Annotated in this window: 16 protein-coding genes; 10 read left to right on the forward strand and 6 right to left on the reverse strand. The window is 62.7% G+C overall.

From position 1 onward, the window contains the following. Positions 1-45 precede the first annotated feature (45 nt). Positions 46-936, forward strand: coding sequence for a CPBP family intramembrane glutamic endopeptidase (locus SZ63_RS05130; RefSeq protein ID WP_048182184.1), 891 nt, complete (start codon positions 46-48; stop codon positions 934-936). A 141-nt stretch (positions 937-1,077) separates the two neighbouring features. Here SZ63_RS05130 and SZ63_RS05135 read toward each other — a convergent pair whose 3' ends face one another. Next, positions 1,078-3,495 (reverse strand): CDC48 family AAA ATPase, encoded by a 2,418-nt coding sequence (locus tag SZ63_RS05135; protein WP_048182186.1) that lies wholly within the window; start codon positions 3,493-3,495, stop codon positions 1,078-1,080. A 46-nt stretch (positions 3,496-3,541) separates the two neighbouring features. On the opposite strand from SZ63_RS05135, the gene larC reads away from it, so the two are divergent. After that, entirely contained in the window at positions 3,542-4,735 is a 1,194-nt protein-coding gene (gene larC / locus SZ63_RS05140; RefSeq protein ID WP_048182189.1) for a nickel pincer cofactor biosynthesis protein LarC, read from the forward strand. Next, complete coding sequence (radB, locus tag SZ63_RS05145) at positions 4,732-5,409, forward strand: DNA repair and recombination protein RadB (RefSeq protein WP_048182191.1); 678 nt, start codon at positions 4,732-4,734, stop codon at positions 5,407-5,409. The genes larC and radB overlap by 4 nt, the downstream gene beginning before the upstream one ends. Here radB and dapF read toward each other — a convergent pair. Together dapF and SZ63_RS05155 are read right to left on the reverse strand one after the other, a co-directional pair. Next, the gene (gene dapF, locus SZ63_RS05150; RefSeq protein ID WP_048182194.1) at positions 5,396-6,214 is read right to left on the reverse strand and encodes a diaminopimelate epimerase; all 819 of its coding nucleotides are present in this window, start codon (positions 6,212-6,214) and stop codon (positions 5,396-5,398) included. The genes radB and dapF overlap by 14 nt on opposite strands. Before the next feature lie 84 nt (positions 6,215-6,298). Next, entirely contained in the window at positions 6,299-7,234 is a 936-nt protein-coding gene (locus tag SZ63_RS05155; RefSeq protein WP_156168377.1) for a hypothetical protein, read from the reverse strand. Positions 7,235-7,520: 286 nt separating this feature from the next. Here SZ63_RS05155 and SZ63_RS05160 point away from each other — a divergent pair, with 286 nt between their 5' ends. After that, a complete protein-coding gene (locus SZ63_RS05160) occupies positions 7,521-7,805 on the forward strand; it encodes a DNA-directed RNA polymerase subunit L (protein WP_241481247.1) in 285 nt (94 codons plus the stop codon). A 7-nt stretch (positions 7,806-7,812) separates the two neighbouring features. After that, positions 7,813-8,445 carry a class I SAM-dependent methyltransferase gene (locus SZ63_RS05165; RefSeq protein ID WP_048182200.1) on the forward strand — a complete coding sequence of 211 codons (633 nt, stop codon included), beginning with the start codon at positions 7,813-7,815 and terminating at the stop codon, positions 8,443-8,445. Here SZ63_RS05165 and SZ63_RS05170 read toward each other — a convergent pair. The 3 genes from SZ63_RS05170 to ilvC form a co-directional block, all read right to left on the reverse strand. Next, positions 8,426-9,043, reverse strand: a complete 618-nt coding sequence (locus SZ63_RS05170; protein WP_048182201.1) for a translation initiation factor IF-2 subunit beta — start codon at positions 9,041-9,043, stop codon at positions 8,426-8,428. The two genes, SZ63_RS05165 and SZ63_RS05170, sit on opposite strands and share 20 nt — an antisense overlap. 112 nt (positions 9,044-9,155) lie before the next feature. Beyond that, on the reverse strand, positions 9,156-9,650 hold the full coding sequence (locus tag SZ63_RS05175; RefSeq protein ID WP_048182204.1) for a flavodoxin family protein: 495 nt from the start codon (positions 9,648-9,650) through the stop codon (positions 9,156-9,158). Positions 9,651-9,833: 183 nt separating this feature from the next. Then, positions 9,834-10,823 carry a ketol-acid reductoisomerase gene (gene ilvC, locus SZ63_RS05180; RefSeq protein ID WP_048182206.1) on the reverse strand — a complete coding sequence of 330 codons (990 nt, stop codon included), beginning with the start codon at positions 10,821-10,823 and terminating at the stop codon, positions 9,834-9,836. A 129-nt stretch (positions 10,824-10,952) separates the two neighbouring features. Here ilvC and mptA point away from each other — a divergent pair, with 129 nt between their 5' ends. From mptA to frhB, 5 genes are all read left to right on the forward strand, one after another. Continuing rightward, entirely contained in the window at positions 10,953-11,894 is a 942-nt protein-coding gene (gene mptA, locus SZ63_RS05185) for a GTP cyclohydrolase MptA (protein ID WP_048182209.1), read from the forward strand. A 224-nt stretch (positions 11,895-12,118) separates the two neighbouring features. Beyond that, entirely contained in the window at positions 12,119-13,486 is a 1,368-nt protein-coding gene (gene frhA / locus SZ63_RS05190) for a coenzyme F420 hydrogenase subunit alpha (protein WP_048182212.1), read from the forward strand. Positions 13,487-13,496: 10 nt separating this feature from the next. Further along, a complete protein-coding gene (gene frhD / locus SZ63_RS05195; RefSeq protein ID WP_048182215.1) occupies positions 13,497-14,057 on the forward strand; it encodes a coenzyme F420-reducing hydrogenase, FrhD protein in 561 nt (186 codons plus the stop codon). Positions 14,058-14,160: 103 nt separating this feature from the next. Next, positions 14,161-14,922 (forward strand): coenzyme F420 hydrogenase subunit gamma, encoded by a 762-nt coding sequence (frhG, locus tag SZ63_RS05200; protein WP_048182220.1) that lies wholly within the window; start codon positions 14,161-14,163, stop codon positions 14,920-14,922. A 10-nt stretch (positions 14,923-14,932) separates the two neighbouring features. Then, on the forward strand, positions 14,933-15,820 hold the full coding sequence (frhB, locus tag SZ63_RS05205) for a coenzyme F420 hydrogenase subunit beta (RefSeq protein WP_048183658.1): 888 nt from the start codon (positions 14,933-14,935) through the stop codon (positions 15,818-15,820). Positions 15,821-16,102 lie beyond the last annotated feature (282 nt).

Genomic DNA, 16,102 nt, shown 5'->3' on the forward strand with positions numbered 1-16,102 from the left:
AACGAAACCTGCAGGTATATTACCCCGCACGTGAGAGGGAGACTCATGACATCCTCCGCTGTCGGGCACCCTTACGACCCCCGCTCTCCGTCGACGGCACGACGGGAAGTGATCGTATTTCTGGTGCTTGCGTTTGCCCTGAGCAGTATCGGCTGGTTCTTTACGACCGGGAGCACGGCGGCGGAGGCGCTCCTCCTCTCCACCGTCTTCACGATGTGGTGCCCGGGCATCGCCGCCGTCGTAACGCGGCTCTACTGCCAGCGAAACCTGAGGGGATTCGGGTTCCGGGTGGGAGAAGCCCGGTGGCAGATGATCGCGATCTTCCTCCCCATCCTCGTCGGCCTCCTGATCTTCGGGTCGGTCTGGATGACCGGGATCGGGCCGTTTAACCTCGAGGGGGCTGCAATAGTCTTCAGTATCGGGTTCGTCCCGGTCTTTCTCGTCTCGATCGTCTTCAACCTCTTCGCTGCTGCAGGAGAGGAGATCGGGTGGCGCGGGCTCCTCGTTCCGGAGATGGCGAAGTTCATGGGGTTTACGAAGCTCGCTCTCCTCTCCAGCGCCATCTGGGCCGCATGGCACTTCCCCCCGATCGTCTTCTCCACCTACCACGGGGAAGGCCCGCTCTGGTACTCGCTCGCGGTCTTCGTCCCGTCGGTCATGGGCGCGGGGATCATCCTTGCCTGGCTCCGTCTCCGGTCGGGGAGCGTCATTGCGGCCGTTCTCTTCCACGGGTTCTGGAACTACTTCATCCAGCAGTTCTACCCGCTCCTCACGGTTCAGACCCCGGAGTCGGCGATGATCACCGGGGAGTTCGGGTGGGCGGCCGCGGCGGTCTACATCCTCCTTGCTCTGGTCTGCTGGCACTTCCGGGGGGCTGTCGAGTCCGGAGGGCCGCGTTCACCTCCCGAACACGCAGAGCACGTGCAGCAGTCCTGATTGTATAAAACCTCCAACGAGGCAGGGAATGGAAGCGCGGGGCGCTCCGCCGTTCCGACGCCGGAAGCGGCAGCGACCTGCCGGAGAGGAACTGCTCTCTTGCCAAAAAAGTTCCCCCGGGGAATGTCCCCGGAGATCCGCTCACTGGTATTCCGGGGGCTGGATCTCTTTCGGCAGTCCGCCCTTGAAGTGCTGCTGCACCTTCCCGTAGTACTGCCGCAGCCGCTCGTTCATCGTCGCGTGCACCTTCTCCCGTGCCTGCTCGAGGTGCGACGGCTTCACGACGGCGGCACCCTCCCGCATGGCGAGCATGGCCGCCTCCCGGGCGAGCGCCTCGAGGTCCGAGCCGACGAACCCCTCGGTGTCGGTCGCCACCTTCTTGACGAGTTGATCCCTCGCCGGATCGGCGACGGTCACCTTCTGCTGTGCGAGGAGGTCGACGAGTTTCTTCCGGCGGACATGGCTTGCGAGCCCTTCGTCGTCGCTCGCCTCAATCGCGGCGCGGTGCTCTCTCACTTCTTCGACGCTCACGTGATGGTTGGCTCCCACGGCGAGAACCAGATCTTCGAGATCGTTCTCCGTGAGCCCTTCCGTCATCGCCACCAGGTCTTCCATCGTCGAGCCCTCGATCGGCATGTAGCGGGTGTGGATGGAGAAGATCTTCTCCCGGTCGTCCCGTCCGGGCTCGCCGATGTAGACGAGCCGGTCGAACCGCCCGGGCCGGAGCAGCGCCGGGTCGACCATGTCCGGCCGGTTGGTCGCGCCCATCACCACCACGCCCCGGAGCTCCTCGAGGCCGTCGATCTCGGTGAGGATCTGGTTCAAGACGCTCTCGATGACGTGCGACTCGGTGCCGCCGCCCCGGGCCGGGGCAAGGGCGTCGAGCTCGTCGAAGAAGATGATCGACGGCGCCACCTGACGGGCTTTCTTGAAGATCTCGCGGACAGCCCGCTCGCTCTCGCCGACCCACTTCGAGAGGAGCTGGGGGCCTTTGACCGGGACGAAGTTCGCCCCGCTCTCGCTCGCGACCGCCTTCGCGATGAGGGTCTTTCCGGTCCCCGGCGGGCCGTAGAGGAGGACGCCCTTCGGCGGCTCGATACCGAGGTTCTCGAACCGCTCGCGCTCGGTGAGCGGATACTCCACCGCCTCGCGGATATCCTGCTTCGCGTCTTCGAGCCCTCCGACATCCCCCCAGGCGGTATGGGGCACCTCGAGGAGAACCTCGCGCATGGCGCTCGGGCCCACGTCGCGGAGAGCGTCGCGGAAGTCCCTGGCCTGCACCTCCATCTTCTCGAGGATCTCCGGCGGGATCTCGTCGGCTTCGAGATCGATCTCGGGGAGGTAGCGCCGCAGCGCCTTGATCGCCGCCTCGCGGGCGAGTGCGGCGAGATCCGCCCCGACGAACCCGTGGGTCTGCTGGGCGACGTCGCCGATCGTCACGTCGTCCGCGAGCGGCATGCCGCGGGTATGGATCTGGAGCACCTGGATCCGGTCGTCCTCCGAGGGAACGCCTATCTCGATCTCCCGGTCGAACCGTCCCGGACGGCGGAGGGCAGGATCGATGGCGTCGAGCCGGTTCGTGGCTCCGATCACCACGACCTGCCCCCGCTCCTCGAGCCCGTCCATCATCGTCAGGAGCTGGGCGACCACGCGCCGCTCGACCTCTCCGGTCACCTCTTCGCGCCGGGGAGCGATCGAGTCGAGCTCGTCGATGAAGATGATGGCGGGAGCATGCTGCCGTGCATCCTCAAAGACCTCCCGGAGCCGCTGCTCGCTCTCGCCGTAGTACTTCGAGATCACCTCCGGCCCCGCGATCGAGATGAAGTGGGCTCCGCTCTCGCTCGCGACGGCCTTCGCGATGAGGGTCTTGCCCGTTCCCGGCGGGCCGTAGAGGAGGACGCCCTTCGGCGGCTCGATCCCGAGCTTTCTAAAGATCTCGGGATGCCGCATGGGCAGTTCGATCGTCTCGCGGACACGCTGCAGTTCGCCCTTCAGGCCGCCGATATCCTCGTAGCTGATCCTCTTCACGCCCTCGAACCCGGCCGCAGGCTTCTCGGAGAACTCGATCTTCGTGTTCTTGGTGATGATCACGGCGTTCTCCGGCTCGACCACCACGGCCTTGAACGCGACGAGCTGGGGCTGCATGAACGGGAGCCCCGCCTGGATCGGCACCGAGTCGTTCTTCACGACCGGGAAGTCGATCAGTTTGTTGACGACGCTGCCGTAGTTGATGGGGAGCTGTTTGGGGAGGTCTTCGGGAGGCGCAAGCACGACCCGTTTCGCCTCGGCCTCCTCGTCGAGCGTCCGTATCTTGACCCTGTCGCCGATGCTCGCACCGGTATTGAGCCGGGTAAAATTATCGATCCGGACCTTGCCCTGGTGCCAGTCGTTCACCATGGCGCGCCAGACCTTGGCTACGGTGCGACGCTTTCCTTCGATAGCGACGAGGTCTCCCGGGTTGAGCCTGAGCTGCAACATGGTATCGGGGTCAAGCCGTGCCTTGCCTGCCCCCTGATCCTCCGGATAAGCGCTATCTACCTTCAAGTATATCTCGGGCATTACCTCTAGTTCTTATATTTCGGGGATTTATAAGTACTGGAGACGCATGAACGTACTTCTCTTCGATCCGTTCAACGGAGCCGCAGGCGACATGATCATCGGAACTCTTCTCGATCTGGGGGCCGATGAAGGGCTCGTCCGGGCAGCCATGCGTTCCGTCGTCGGCGAACCGACAATAGAACGGGTAGACCGCTCCGGCATCCGGGCCGTCCAGGTGAGAGCGCATGCCCCGGTCGAGCACCGCACCCTCGACGAGGTGCTCGACCGGGTGGCCAAGAGCGACGCCCCCGCTCCCGCACGGGAGACGGCACGGCGGGTCTTCCTCCGCATACACCGGGCCGAGGAGAGTATTCACGGAGAGGGGGCGCACTTCCACGAGGTGGGTGCGGACGACGCGATCGCCGACGTGGTGGGAGCATGCACCGCCCTTCATTCCCTCGGCGTCGACAGGGTCGCCGTCCGCCCGGTCGCCCTCGGCCGGGGATTTGCGGTCGGCGCCCACGGCACCTTCCCCGTCCCGGCTCCCGCGACCGTGGCAATCCTCACCGGATCGGAACTCCAGACGGTTCCCGGGGACGAGGAGCGGGAACTCTGCACTCCGACCGGAGCCGCGCTCCTCGCCGAGTTCTCGACGGTCCGGCCGGAGGAACTCGGCCCGGCGGAGATCAGGGCGGTCGGCTACGGGGCCGGGAGCAGGAACCCGCCGGGGAGACCGAACGTTCTCCGCTCGATGCTCCTCTCTACGAAAGAGGCTTCTGGAGGCGACCGGGTCGACATCCTCGAGACGAACGTGGACGACGTCACCGGCGAAGCCCTCGCCTACACGATCGGCCGCCTGATGGAGGAAGGGGCACGGGACGCAAGCGCCGTTCCCGTGGTGATGAAGAAGGGGCGGAGCGGTCACCTCGTCCGGGTGATCTGTTCTCCCGATGCGACCGACCGCCTCACGGGAGTGATGGCGCGGGAACTCGGGACGCTCGGGATACGGTGCCTCCCGATGATCCACCGCTCGGTCGCCGAACGGACGGTCGAGCCGGTCACCGTGACCGTCCGGGGGAAGGAACGGACGATCGACGTCAAATGCGGCTGGTCGGGAGGAAAAATAACCTCCTTCAAGGCGGAGTACGAACAGGCGGCGGCGTGCGCACGGGAGACCGGACTCCCGTTCCGTGAGGTCGCCGGGACCGTCGAGGCGGCCGCACGCCGTCTCTTCGTCGAGCGGGGTGTGCTCGAACCATGAAGACCGACCGGGTCGGCACGGGAAGCCAGGCCCTCGACGACCTGCTCGGCGGCGGGCTCGAGCGGCGGGCGATCACCCAGATCTACGGCGAGCCCGCGAGCGGCAAGAGCACCCTCTGCCTGATGGCGGCGGTGGCCTCTCTCCGGGCCGGGAACTCGGTCGTCTTCATCGACACCGAAGGGTTCTCGGTGGAGCGCTTTGCTCAAATCGCCGGGGAGGACGCCGGGGCGCTCGCCGACCGGCTCTACCTCTTCGAGCCGCTCGATTTCGCCCAGCAGGGGACGATGATCGCCGACTCCGAAGGGTTGCTCAAGAGGAACGGCCACGCACCCGTGGGGCTGCTGGTGATGGACTCGGCCACCGCCCTCTACCGGACGGAACTCGATCTCGGGCGGGAGGCGATACGGAAACTCTCGCACCACATGATCAGACTCCTCGGGCTCGCAAAGAAGTACGACATCCCCGTCCTGATCACGAACCAGATCTACATGGACGTGGAACGGGACCGTGTGGCGGGGCTCGGGGGGACGGCGCTCGAACATCTCTCGAAGGCCATCATACGGCTCGAAAAGAAGGATGGCGTCCGGCGGGCGATGCTCCGGAAGCACCGGTCCCGGCCGGAAGGGCTCTCGTTCGACTTCGTGATCACCGAAGACGGAATCAGAACGGTATAACGCCCGTAAAGACCGTCTCGGCGGGGCCTTCCATCGTGACGGCCTCCCCGAAGCGGATGACGAGCGGGCCGCCTTTTGTCTCGACCCTGACCGTGTCGCCGACTTTGCCAAGGTGATGGGCGACCGCGGCGGACGCCGTGGCCCCGGTGCCGCAACTCTCGGTCTCGCCCTCGACACCGCGCTCGAACGTCCGGATCCGGATCGTGTCGTTGCCGGCCTCTTCGACGAAGTTGACGTTCGCGCCCTCGACGAAGGAGGGGTGGTTCCTGATGGCCGGGCCGACGGCGGCGATGTCGACGGCGCCGATCTCTTTGACGAAGACGACCGCGTGGGGGACGCCGGTGTTCACGGCGTAGACAGTGAAGTTGCGGATCTCCTCTCTGTATTCGCCGTTCCCGACGGCCGGGATACCGCTTCGCTCGAACGCCGGTTTCGGCATGGCGATCGTCGCGGTGAACTCGTCGTCGGCGTAGCCTGCCGAGACCCCGACGATCCCCGCCCCGGTCTCGACCGAGCAGGACTCTTTGACGTAGCCGGCGTCGTAGGCATACTTCGCGAGGCACCGAATACCGTTCCCGCACATCGCAGCCTCGCTCTCGTCGGGCTGGAAGAGCCGCATCCGGATCTCGGCGGCATCGGATGCCTGGAGGAAGAGGATGCCGTCGGCACCGATGCCGAACCTGCGGTCGCAGAAGAGCGCCGCAAACGCTCCCTTCATATCCTCGGGAATGACCTCGCCGTCGTGCTCATCGATCAGGACGAAGTCGTTGCCGTTTCCCTGCAGTTTGGTAAACGCGATCTCCATGGTGTAGCCTCTCCTGTAGGTATGGGAGCGGCGGGTGATAAACCGTGGGGGTTCGCGGGGGACGCGGGACCGGGGATTATGACCTCACCCACCACATAGTCTCATCCACCCTGACGAATCCACTTGAGGACCAAGAACCGGATCCGGCGGGGAGATGAAGACCGTGAACCTCACCGGGATGCTCTCGATTCCCATCTCCCGTGCCCGCGTATCAAGCATCGCATACACCGCGTCTATCGAGGAGACGTTCTCCGGCGGAGGCGGGCCGTTCCAGATGCCCACCCGGAGATACCCGTCGATGTCGTAGCCGAACCCGATGAGAGACCCGTTGGGGTAGAGGTAGTGTTCCCGTATCAGACCCTCTGTGGCGGCGGTGAAGGCTGAGAGCGCTATCCCTTTTCCGCCTTTCGAGAAGGGGAGCCCTCCGAGCGTGAGGGTGACGGGATCCCGCGTGTTCAGGGCGGCTTTGAGGTATTCGACCCCCGGTCCGGTGAAGAGTCGGGATGGCTGGAGGTTCGCGGCAGACGCTGCCGGCCCCGGATCCCGGAGGCCTCCGGAGGGGCACAGGATTGTTTTAGCGGCCCCCGGATTGGAAAGGGCGACGGCCGCATCCGGTTGAGAACCGGGTTGTGTATGCGGAATGCCAATATATCCGGGTCCCGAAGCCCGGTCTTCCATCGGGAGATCTATCCCGCCGTGCATCGAATAGTTCAGTTCATCCCTTGCCTGCTGCAAAAGGGGCGATACCCGCCTGTCGTCCGCCTCCGTCCATCCGCCAAGGTATGAAACTCGCGGCAGGCTACGGATCGCCTCGGCAATCCCTTCTTCGGAGCACCCCTCACTTCGAAGTTCGCTGATGAACGAGGGAGATCGTTCCCGGAGTGTTGCAGCATCCACGATGTCCACCTGCTCAATATCAAGTGCCCCGGCATCCGCAGCCATCGCCGGCACCACTGTCACACTCGCCAGCAGCACGGCGAGGGAGACGGAGAATACCTGCATTCCAATTTTTACGCTCACCTTACACCCCTTCAGGGAGCTCGCGGAGGCAGAGGAGGCATGCCGTCAAGTGCAGGAAGAGCATGTGCTCCCATCGTCTGCGAAACCCATGGTTGGGAACTCAACGTTCGTCTATATCCCTTTTCTGTCACCATCATCTACACACCGAGGCATTTCGATCGAAAAGCATGCCGCAACCGACCGGAGGCCACGACCGGTCGATACGGGGACCGGCACGGCAGGAAGAACCGGCGCCGTGCCCCACCCATACGTATATACCACTCCCGGAACCAAAACATAGGTGCGTATGGCCATGAAACTCAAACTTCTGGAGCTGACTGACGACAAAGCCCGGATCCTCTTTGAAGGCGAAGGCAACACCTACATCGACGCGCTCGCCGCCGAACTCATCCGCGATCCGCAGGTGGACGTGGCGCAGCGCAAGCAGGCATTCCGGTTCACGGACCCCGAACTGGTCGTCACCACGGTCGGCGGTCGGTCACCTCTTCTTGCAGTTACGGACGCGGCAAAGCGACTCTCCGGCTACGCCGGCGAACTCCTCTGCCAGATGGAAGCGCTCGAAACAGCGTAGGCGTCCCATGACGAAGAGCGCCGAAGGCTTCGCCCGGGTTGCCCGGGAAGTCTTTGCTCCTATCTACCCCGTCATCGCGGAGCAGGCGCTCGCGTGGTCGGGGATACGGGACGGGATCGCGCTCGATATAGGGAGCGGGCCCGGCCTCCTCTCCGTCGCGCTCGCGGAAAGAAGCAATCTCTCCGTCATCGCGCTCGACGCCGACCCGGCGATGTCCCGGATTGCCCGAACGAGCGCCGCCGGGTGCGCTGGCCGGGTGATCCCGGTCACCGGCGACGTCCATTGCATGCCCGTTCGGGACGATACCGTCTCGATCGCCGTCAGCCGCGGCTCGATCTACTTCTGGGAAGATCGGGCGCGGGCGTTTTCAGAGATCGAGCGCATACTCCGGCCCGGCGGCGTCGCGTACGTCGGCGGCAGCTTCGGAACGCCCGAACTCCGGGAAGCGATCTTTACAGAGATGCGGCGGCGAAACCCGAACTGGGATCAGGACGTCGCCCGGCGGAGCGGGCGGGCGACCCCCGATACCCTCCGCCGCGAAGTTGCAGAGAGCGGTGTCCTCCATGCCCGCATCCGGGAAGAGGAAGAGGGGATGTGGGTGGAGATCAGAAAAGGCGCGATCAGTCCACGCGCTCGGTGAAGATGATCGTCCCGGCGATCCGGGTAATTTTTATCTTCACGGTCTGGCCAGGTTTTGCATTTGCGACGTACATCGTGTAGCGATCGAGCTTCACCACGCCGTCGCCGCGTTTCGAGAGGAACTGCGGGGTGACGTCCATGATGGCGCCCTCGGTCGGTTTCGACGCTGCAGAGGGATCGACCGTCGCTTTCCGCTTCCGCACCGGCCGGTGACCGCCGCAGGCGTCGCACCGGAGCGTCAGAACCCGCTCGGTCTTGACCAGGCGGGTATCGGGCTTTCCGCATTCCGAGCAGATGACGTAGTCATCGACGTAGCCCTTGATGATCGTGTTGATCTGCTCCTGCTCGAACTTCCCGGAGAAGACCGCACGGGTTCCCTCCACCTTGCCGGCGGTACCGAGCTCGCCGAGGAGGTGCTTCATCAGGTGATCCTGGTCGCGCCGGAGGGTATCCGCGATCTCGGCGAAGTTCTCGAGAACCGTGGTCTTCCCCTCGATAAAGACGCGGGCGGTCGGAACCGTGAACCGGTCCTCGAACTCCGTCGGTTCCGTGATATTGGTATACGCCTTCTTCAGAAGGTCTTCGTATGACGGGCTCATACCTCACTATTGATCGCGCGACGTCAAAAAGTGGTTACCTCCCGCCGGGACTCGCGCGCACGTATGCAGGTGGGCGGCCAAACAGGTTCACAGCATGCTGCCGTGCGGTGCGTTACCGGACGACCATCTCTTTTCGCGATTGCCGGACGAGATCGACCAGCGGCTTCACCGCCTCCGGTTTCTTCGCGTCACGTGCGGTGAGCGGGACCGCACCGCGGACGTCGGCACCCCGGCCGGCAAGCATCGCCTTCAACGTGTCGAGCGTCTTCCGCGGCGACCCGCCCGAGGTACAGAAGACGACCGTGGGTTTTCCCTCGATGTTCCGGAGGGCGGCGACGGCCGCGTTGACCGCGGGGGTAGGGCTCCCCGCCCATACGGGGGTTCCGACGACGACGATGTCGTAGCCGGAGACGTCGATGGTGGCGGGTTCGATAGAGGCAAGATCCTTCCTCATGGCCCGGCGAGCGCCCTTCAGGTACATCCCCACCTTCGAGTAGTTCGCAAGGTCCCTTACCGCGACGAGATCGCCGCCGGTCGCAGCAGCGAGCTGTTCGGCCACGGCCCGGGTGTTGCCGGTCTCCGAGTGATAGATGATGCAGACGGACATACCGGAGGGTATGCCAGACGTGTATAAACGGGTATCGGGTGAGGCCGCGTGGAGCGATGCTCACCGCCCTCACGTGAACTCCGGCGCAGGTACCGGCGACATCCCTTCGCGTGAAACTATATCGCTGTCCTTGCACCGGTAACCTCACGCGAAGGCGCGAAGAACAGAAAAAAGGGGAAATCTTTACTTTCTGAACTGCGGCATGAACGAGCGGATCTCCGCGCCGACCTGCTCGATCAGGTGCTCCTCGTCCGCCCTTGTAAGCGCGTTAAAGACCGGGCGGTTCACCATGTTCTCGAGCATCCACTCCTTCGCGAACTCGCCGTTCTGGATCTCCTCGAGGATCTCCTGCATCGCCACGTAGGTCTCGGGCCCGATGACGCGGGGGCCGCGGGTCAGGTCGCCGTACTGGGCGGTGTTGCTGATCGAGTCGCGCATCTTCGTGAACCCGCCCTCGTAGATCAGGTCGACGATGAGTTTCGTCTCGTGCAGGACCTCGAGGTAGGCCATCTCGGGCGCATACCCGGCATCCACCAGGGTCTCGAACCCGGCCTTGATGAGCGAGGTGATCCCGCCGCAGAGAACCGCCTGCTCACCGAAAAGGTCGGTCTCGGTCTCTTCGGCAAACGTCGTCTCGAACACGACCGCGCGGGTCGCGCCGATCCCGCGGGCGTAAGCGAGCGCGATGGCCCGTGCCCCTCCCGTGGCGTCCTGGTGGACGGCGATGAGGGCAGGCACGCCCTTCCCCTCCTCGTAGGTCCGCCTGACCATGTGGCCGGGGCCTTTCGGGGCGACCATGATCACGTCGACGGTGGGCGGGGGAACGATCTGGCCGTAATGGATGTTGAACCCGTGCGAGAACATCAGGCAGGCGTTCTCCCTGAGATTGGCGCTGATCTCGGCGCGGTAGACGGCCGCCTGGTTCTCGTCGGGGAGGAGGATCTGGACGACGTCGGCGCGCTTGACCGCTTCGGCCACGGAATACACTTCGAACCCGTCTTCGGATGCTCTCTGCCAGCTGCCGCCCGGACGCAGGCCGATGACGACCCGGCACCCGGAATCACGCAGGTTCAGCGCCTGTCCGCGCCCCTGGGATCCATAGCCGACGACGGCGATGGTCTTGCCCTCCAGGGTGCGAGGGTCCGCATCGGACTCATAGTATTTTTGCACCATAGGTTCTCACTCCCGGTTGGGCAGCAAACCTGATAAATATTATATCGGAAAACCTCAGTGGTGCACTGAGGGTCATTTTAAGGTTGATGAAGAGAAACCTTACTCTCAATACGCTATTGAGGATTTGTAATGGAACTGCCAGATGTCCAGTCCAGCCTGCCGGAAGTCCGGATCAACCTGACCAGGGTGGGTGTGAAGAACGTCCAAAAACTCGTTGAAGTCGCCCGGCCCGGTAAGCGGCCGGTCATCTTCATCTCCAACTTCGACGTCTTCGTCGATCTCCCCGGAAGCCTCAAAGGGGCGAACCTCTCCCGGAATTTCGAGGTGATCGACGACGTGCTGCAGCAGGCCATCGACGGCGACGTGAACGAGATCGAGGAACTCTGCAGCGCGGTGGCGAGGAAACTCCTCGACCGGCACGAATACGCGGAACGGACCGAGGTCCGGATGCGGAGCAAGTTCATGGTCCGGCGGGAGACGCCCGTCAGCGAGACGAGCTGCCATGAGGTCGTGAACGTCCACGCGAAAGCAATAGCCCAGAGAAACGAAGGGAACCCGATCATCAGAAAGAGCATCGGTGCCGAAGTGACCGGGATGACCGCCTGCCCCTGCGCCCAGAACATCATGAAGGACCACGCCCTGCACGTCCTCGAGAACCTCGGTGTGGAGGAGGATAAGATTGCGGCGTTCCTGGACGAGGTGCCGATGGCCACGCACAATCAGCGTGGGCGCGGTTTCCTCTGCATCGAGATCGACGACGACCAGCATATCAGCCTCGAGAAGATCATCAAGATCCTGAAGGACTCCATGAGTGCACGTATCTACGAGCTCCTCAAGCGGGGCGACGAGAGTTACGTGGTGATGGAAGCTCACAAGAATCCCCGGTTCGTTGAAGACTGCGTACGCGAGATGGCCCGCAAGGTGATCGCGCAGTTCCACGATCTGCCCGGAGACTCCGTAGTCACCATAAAGCAGACGAACGAGGAGAGCATCCACCAGCATAATGCATACGCAGAGCGAAAGGCAACGATAGCCGAACTCGTCTCGGAGATGGACAAAGGCACACTGTAAATCCGACATAATTTCACATTTTTATACGGGATCCTCGTATTCTGATATTAAGTAATACCATTTTACAATATCGTAATATTAGGGAGTGTCCTGAAGCGAAAGATATAAACTCTGTTTTCTTCATAATCCTTGTTGACGTACTCGCGTACGTTTTCAGTACAGAATTGTGTGGTAACACCAGTATAGTGTTCAGAACACCAGAATATCGGAATGAGGCGATATATTTGTCGAAAGTTGTAGAGATTTCCCCAACTACGAGACATGAAGGCCATTCTAAGCTCGTTCTGAAAGTCAATGATGACGGCATCATCGAGCGTGGAGACTGGCTTAGCATCACCCCGGTGAGGGGTGTCGAGAAACTCGCCATAGGCAAGACGATGGAGCAGGTTCCAAAGATCGCATCGCGCGTCTGCGGTATCTGTCCCATTGCGCACACCCTGGCGGGCATTGAGGCGATGGAGGCATCCATCGGGTGCGAGATCCCCGAGGACGCAAAACTGCTGCGTTACATCCTGCAGTGTGCCAACAGGATGCACAGCCACGCCATCCACAACATCCTGTCCCTCCCGGACATGTACATCCCCGGAACCGACGTAAAGATCAACCCGTTCACCAAGGAAGAACCGGTCAGGAGCGTTGCTCTCCGGATCCAGCGGCTCCGTGAGATCGGCCAGACCATCGGCGAGATCGTCGGCGGCGAGGCAATCCACCCGAGCAACCCCCGTGTCGGCGGTATGTACAAGAACATCACCCCGCGGGCGAAGGCGAAGATCTACGATCTCGCGAAGGAATCCCGGGTCCTTGCCCAGGAACAGATGGAGTTCATGATCGCGGTCTTCCGGAACTACCAGAACCGCGACTGGTCCGAAGTCGGCGGCGTCGAAGTCCCGATCACGAAGGACCTCGGCTACCACAACCAGGGCTACATGGCCACCGCGCCGGTCTACGGCAGCTCGAGCCTCGACGAGACCCCGATGTGGTTCCCCGACCGGTTCACCGAAGTCCGCCCCTGGGACTGGTACATGGGCGAGGTTGAGATCAGCGAGGCCGACCCGAACTACCCGATCGGCGGCACGACCCCCGTAGGGAACAAGGCCTGGCCCCAGATGGAAGCCTGCACCGGCGTCCCGCTCTACGACGGCCAGCCCGTCGAGGTCGGACCGCGTGCACGCCTGGTCCAGTTCAAGAACTACGACGAGAAGGGCGCCATGGGCCTGCAGATCGCACGCCAGATGGAGTTCCCCGAGACCGCCTACGGCATCATCGACGCGCTCGACGCGCTCGACCCCTCCGGATCGGTGCTTGCGGACGAGATCCCGCAGGGTGACGGATCCTTCGGATGGGCCGCAAACGAGGCTCCCCGTGGAACCGACGTCCACATGGCCAAGGTCAAGGACGGCCGGGTGGAATACTTCGGGATGCTCGTTCCGACCACCTGGAACTTCCCCACCTGCAGCCGTGCACTGACCGGTGCACCCTGGCGGCTTGCGGAAGTCATCATGCGTGCATACGACCCCTGTGTCTCCTGTGCGACGCACATGCTGGTGATTGACGAAGACAAGAGACTGGTGGCCCAGAAACTCATTCAGTGAGCGTACACGCATGCTATTCCGTGAGATCGTGATCGCAGGATGCGGCAACCCCCTCTACGGAGACGACGGGTTCGGTCCTGCAGTCGTCGAGGAACTCCAGAAACTACAACTGCCCGACAACGTCAAGGTGATCGATGCCGGCCTTGGCGCCCCTCACTTCCTCTTTACATTGATGGAAGATGCGGAGGTGCCGGTGAAGAAGCTCGTCATCATCGATATCGCCGATTTCGGCGCTAACCCAGGTGATGTGACGAAGCTCCGGCCCGAAGACCTGCCGCCGGGCACCTACCGGGACGCCCATTCATGGGATCTCTCAGAACCGCTACAGCGATTGAAAGACGTCATTGATATCACGATCATCGGGTGCCAGCCCAAGCGTGTCGCGAGCCATGAGTTTGAACTGGGGCTCACTGAGGAGGTTGAGGGTGCCATTCCCAAAACAGTGCGTATCGTGCTGGAAGAAATTGGGGTAGAATATGGGGCTACTATCAACCATCAAGGAACGCATCTTTGGGCGTCGCCGGGAGAAACCGCCGGAGATACCGGGAAGAAACCCGGAGAGAACGCCTGAGGCGAAGCCGGCGGCAATCCAGCCGCAGGCGAAGCCCGCGGTGAAGCCCTCTGATGTGATTGTAAAAGAAAAGGTGGAAGTTGTACAAAAGGAGGAAAAGCCTGTGGCAGAAAAGATTACGATAGGTGAATTACACCTGAGCGGATGTACGGGATGCCTCGTTACGCTTGCGGATAACTACGAGGGTCTCTTCAAGCTGCTCGATGATTACGCGGACCTGGTCTACGCGTTGACCCTGGTCGACGTGCGCCATGTCCCCGAGATGGACGTGTGCCTGGTCGAGGGTTCGTGCTGTCTGAACGACAAGATCTCGGTAGAAGAACTGAAGGAAGCAAGGGAGAAGTCGAAGGTGCTCGTCGCCTACGGCGGCTGCGCGGCCTACGGCAACATCACCCGGTTCGCCCGTGGTGGCCAGTGGAACCAGCCCGGTCACGAGGCGTACGTGCCGATCAGCGAGGTCGTCGATGTCGATCTCTACATCCCGTCGTGTCCCCCGTGCCCGCAGCAGGTCAGGAACGTCGCCGTCATGGCATACCTGCTCCTGAAGGGCAACGACGAACAGAAGAACCTCGCGACCGCCTACCTGACGCCGCTGATGCAGCTTGCACAGCGCGGCAACGAGGCATGCGGCTGCGACCTGATGTACGATGTCATCAACCAGGGTCTCTGCATGGGATGCGGGACCTGCGCCGGCACCTGCCCGGTCCGTGCCGTCACCATGGAGTACGGCAAGCCGAACGTGAACCGCGACCTCTGCATCAAGTGCGGTGCCTGCTACTCGCAGTGCCCCAGGAGCTGGTTCAACTTCGACGTCATGAACAACTACGAGGGCATCATGGATGCCATCAAGGGAGCCATGCAGTGAGGTGAGAAAGATGGACGTACTCGGTAACTACAAGTCCGTAATCTCGGCACGCTCGACCGACAAGGACATCACGAAGCAGTCCCAGGACGGCGGCATCATCACGACGCTCTTCGCGTACGCACTCGAAGAGGGTATCATCGACGGTGCCATCGTCGCAGGGCCGAGCGAAGAGCCCTGGAAGCCGGAGCCCGTGGTCGCGACCACGAAGGCCGAACTCCTGGCCGCTGCCGGAACGCGCTACACCATCAGCCCGAACCTCTATCTGATCAAGGAGGCGACCCGCAGCTACGGTCTCGACCGCGTCGGTATCGTCGGCACGCCCTGCCAGATGCAGGCTGTTCGGAAGGCTCAGCTCTACCCGATCGGCATGCGCGACGTCGACGACAAGATCGCCCTCGCGCTCGGCATCTTCTGCATGGAGAACCTCTCCTACCAGGCGCTCGAGGCAATCGTCGAGGACCACTGCAACCAGAAGATGGAGTCCGTCAAGAAGATGGACATCGGCAAGGGCAAGTTCACGGTCTACACCGAGCGCGGTGCAGTCAGCCAGATGCCCCTGAAGCTGATCCACAAGTACGTGCAGCCCGGCTGCAACGTCTGCCTGGACTACGTCGCGAACCTCGCCGACATCTCCAGCGGCTCCGTGGGCAGCCCCGACGGCTGGAGCACGGTCTTCGTGCGGAGCATGAAGGGTAACGCGGTCTGGGACGGCGCGATCGCCGCCGGCTGCTTCGAGACGAAGCCGATGGACCAGGTCAAGCCCGGCCTCGACCTCGTGACGAAGCTCGCCACGGAGAAGATCACGAAGAACCAGAAGAATGTGGATGCTCGTAAGACGTTCGGCCTCAAGGCGGACGGAACCCCCAAGGGTCTCCGGAACCCCTACGAGACTCCCTGAAACACTCTTTTTTTCGGTCGCTTCGGCATCTCTTTGAAAGCCTCCCGGAACCCTCTTCCAGAGAGGCATCTCTGAAAGCCCGAGAGGAGTTCACGGGGTGACGGGTCGCAGGGCCGGACATTAGTCGCAACTGGTGCATGTTGCAGCAAGCAAAACAGCGAAATAAGGGAAATGTCCCGGTACAGTGGACCGTGGGGATATCGCCTTGGGGAACGACGCTCCGGTGAACGACTGTCCGTAGGATGCGATGGCCCGCTGGGCCGGAGCTTGAGAAACCCAAAG

The organism is Methanoculleus sediminis (genome assembly GCF_001017125.1).
Taxonomy (GTDB): domain Archaea; phylum Halobacteriota; class Methanomicrobia; order Methanomicrobiales; family Methanoculleaceae; genus Methanoculleus; species Methanoculleus sediminis.

Bases quoted from the DNA above. Each gene is read 5' to 3' on its own strand.
- SZ63_RS05165 (WP_048182200.1), top strand. From the start codon at position 7,813: ATGACGAAGAGCGCCGAAGGCTTCGCCCGGGTTGCCCGGGAAGTCTTT.
- SZ63_RS05160 (WP_241481247.1), top strand. From the start codon at position 7,521: ATGGCCATGAAACTCAAACTTCTGGAGCTGACTGACGACAAAGCCCGG.
- SZ63_RS05170 (WP_048182201.1), bottom strand. From the start codon at position 9,043: ATGAGCCCGTCATACGAAGACCTTCTGAAGAAGGCGTATACCAATATC.
- SZ63_RS05175 (WP_048182204.1), bottom strand. From the start codon at position 9,650: ATGTCCGTCTGCATCATCTATCACTCGGAGACCGGCAACACCCGGGCC.
- SZ63_RS05130 (WP_048182184.1), top strand. From the start codon at position 46: ATGACATCCTCCGCTGTCGGGCACCCTTACGACCCCCGCTCTCCGTCG.
- frhD (WP_048182215.1), top strand. From the start codon at position 13,497: ATGCTATTCCGTGAGATCGTGATCGCAGGATGCGGCAACCCCCTCTAC.
- mptA (WP_048182209.1), top strand. From the start codon at position 10,953: ATGGAACTGCCAGATGTCCAGTCCAGCCTGCCGGAAGTCCGGATCAAC.
- SZ63_RS05135 (WP_048182186.1), bottom strand. From the start codon at position 3,495: ATGCCCGAGATATACTTGAAGGTAGATAGCGCTTATCCGGAGGATCAG.
- larC (WP_048182189.1), top strand. From the start codon at position 3,542: ATGAACGTACTTCTCTTCGATCCGTTCAACGGAGCCGCAGGCGACATG.
- frhB (WP_048183658.1), top strand. From the start codon at position 14,933: ATGGACGTACTCGGTAACTACAAGTCCGTAATCTCGGCACGCTCGACC.
- dapF (WP_048182194.1), bottom strand. From the start codon at position 6,214: ATGGAGATCGCGTTTACCAAACTGCAGGGAAACGGCAACGACTTCGTC.
- ilvC (WP_048182206.1), bottom strand. From the start codon at position 10,823: ATGGTGCAAAAATACTATGAGTCCGATGCGGACCCTCGCACCCTGGAG.
- radB (WP_048182191.1), top strand. From the start codon at position 4,732: ATGAAGACCGACCGGGTCGGCACGGGAAGCCAGGCCCTCGACGACCTG.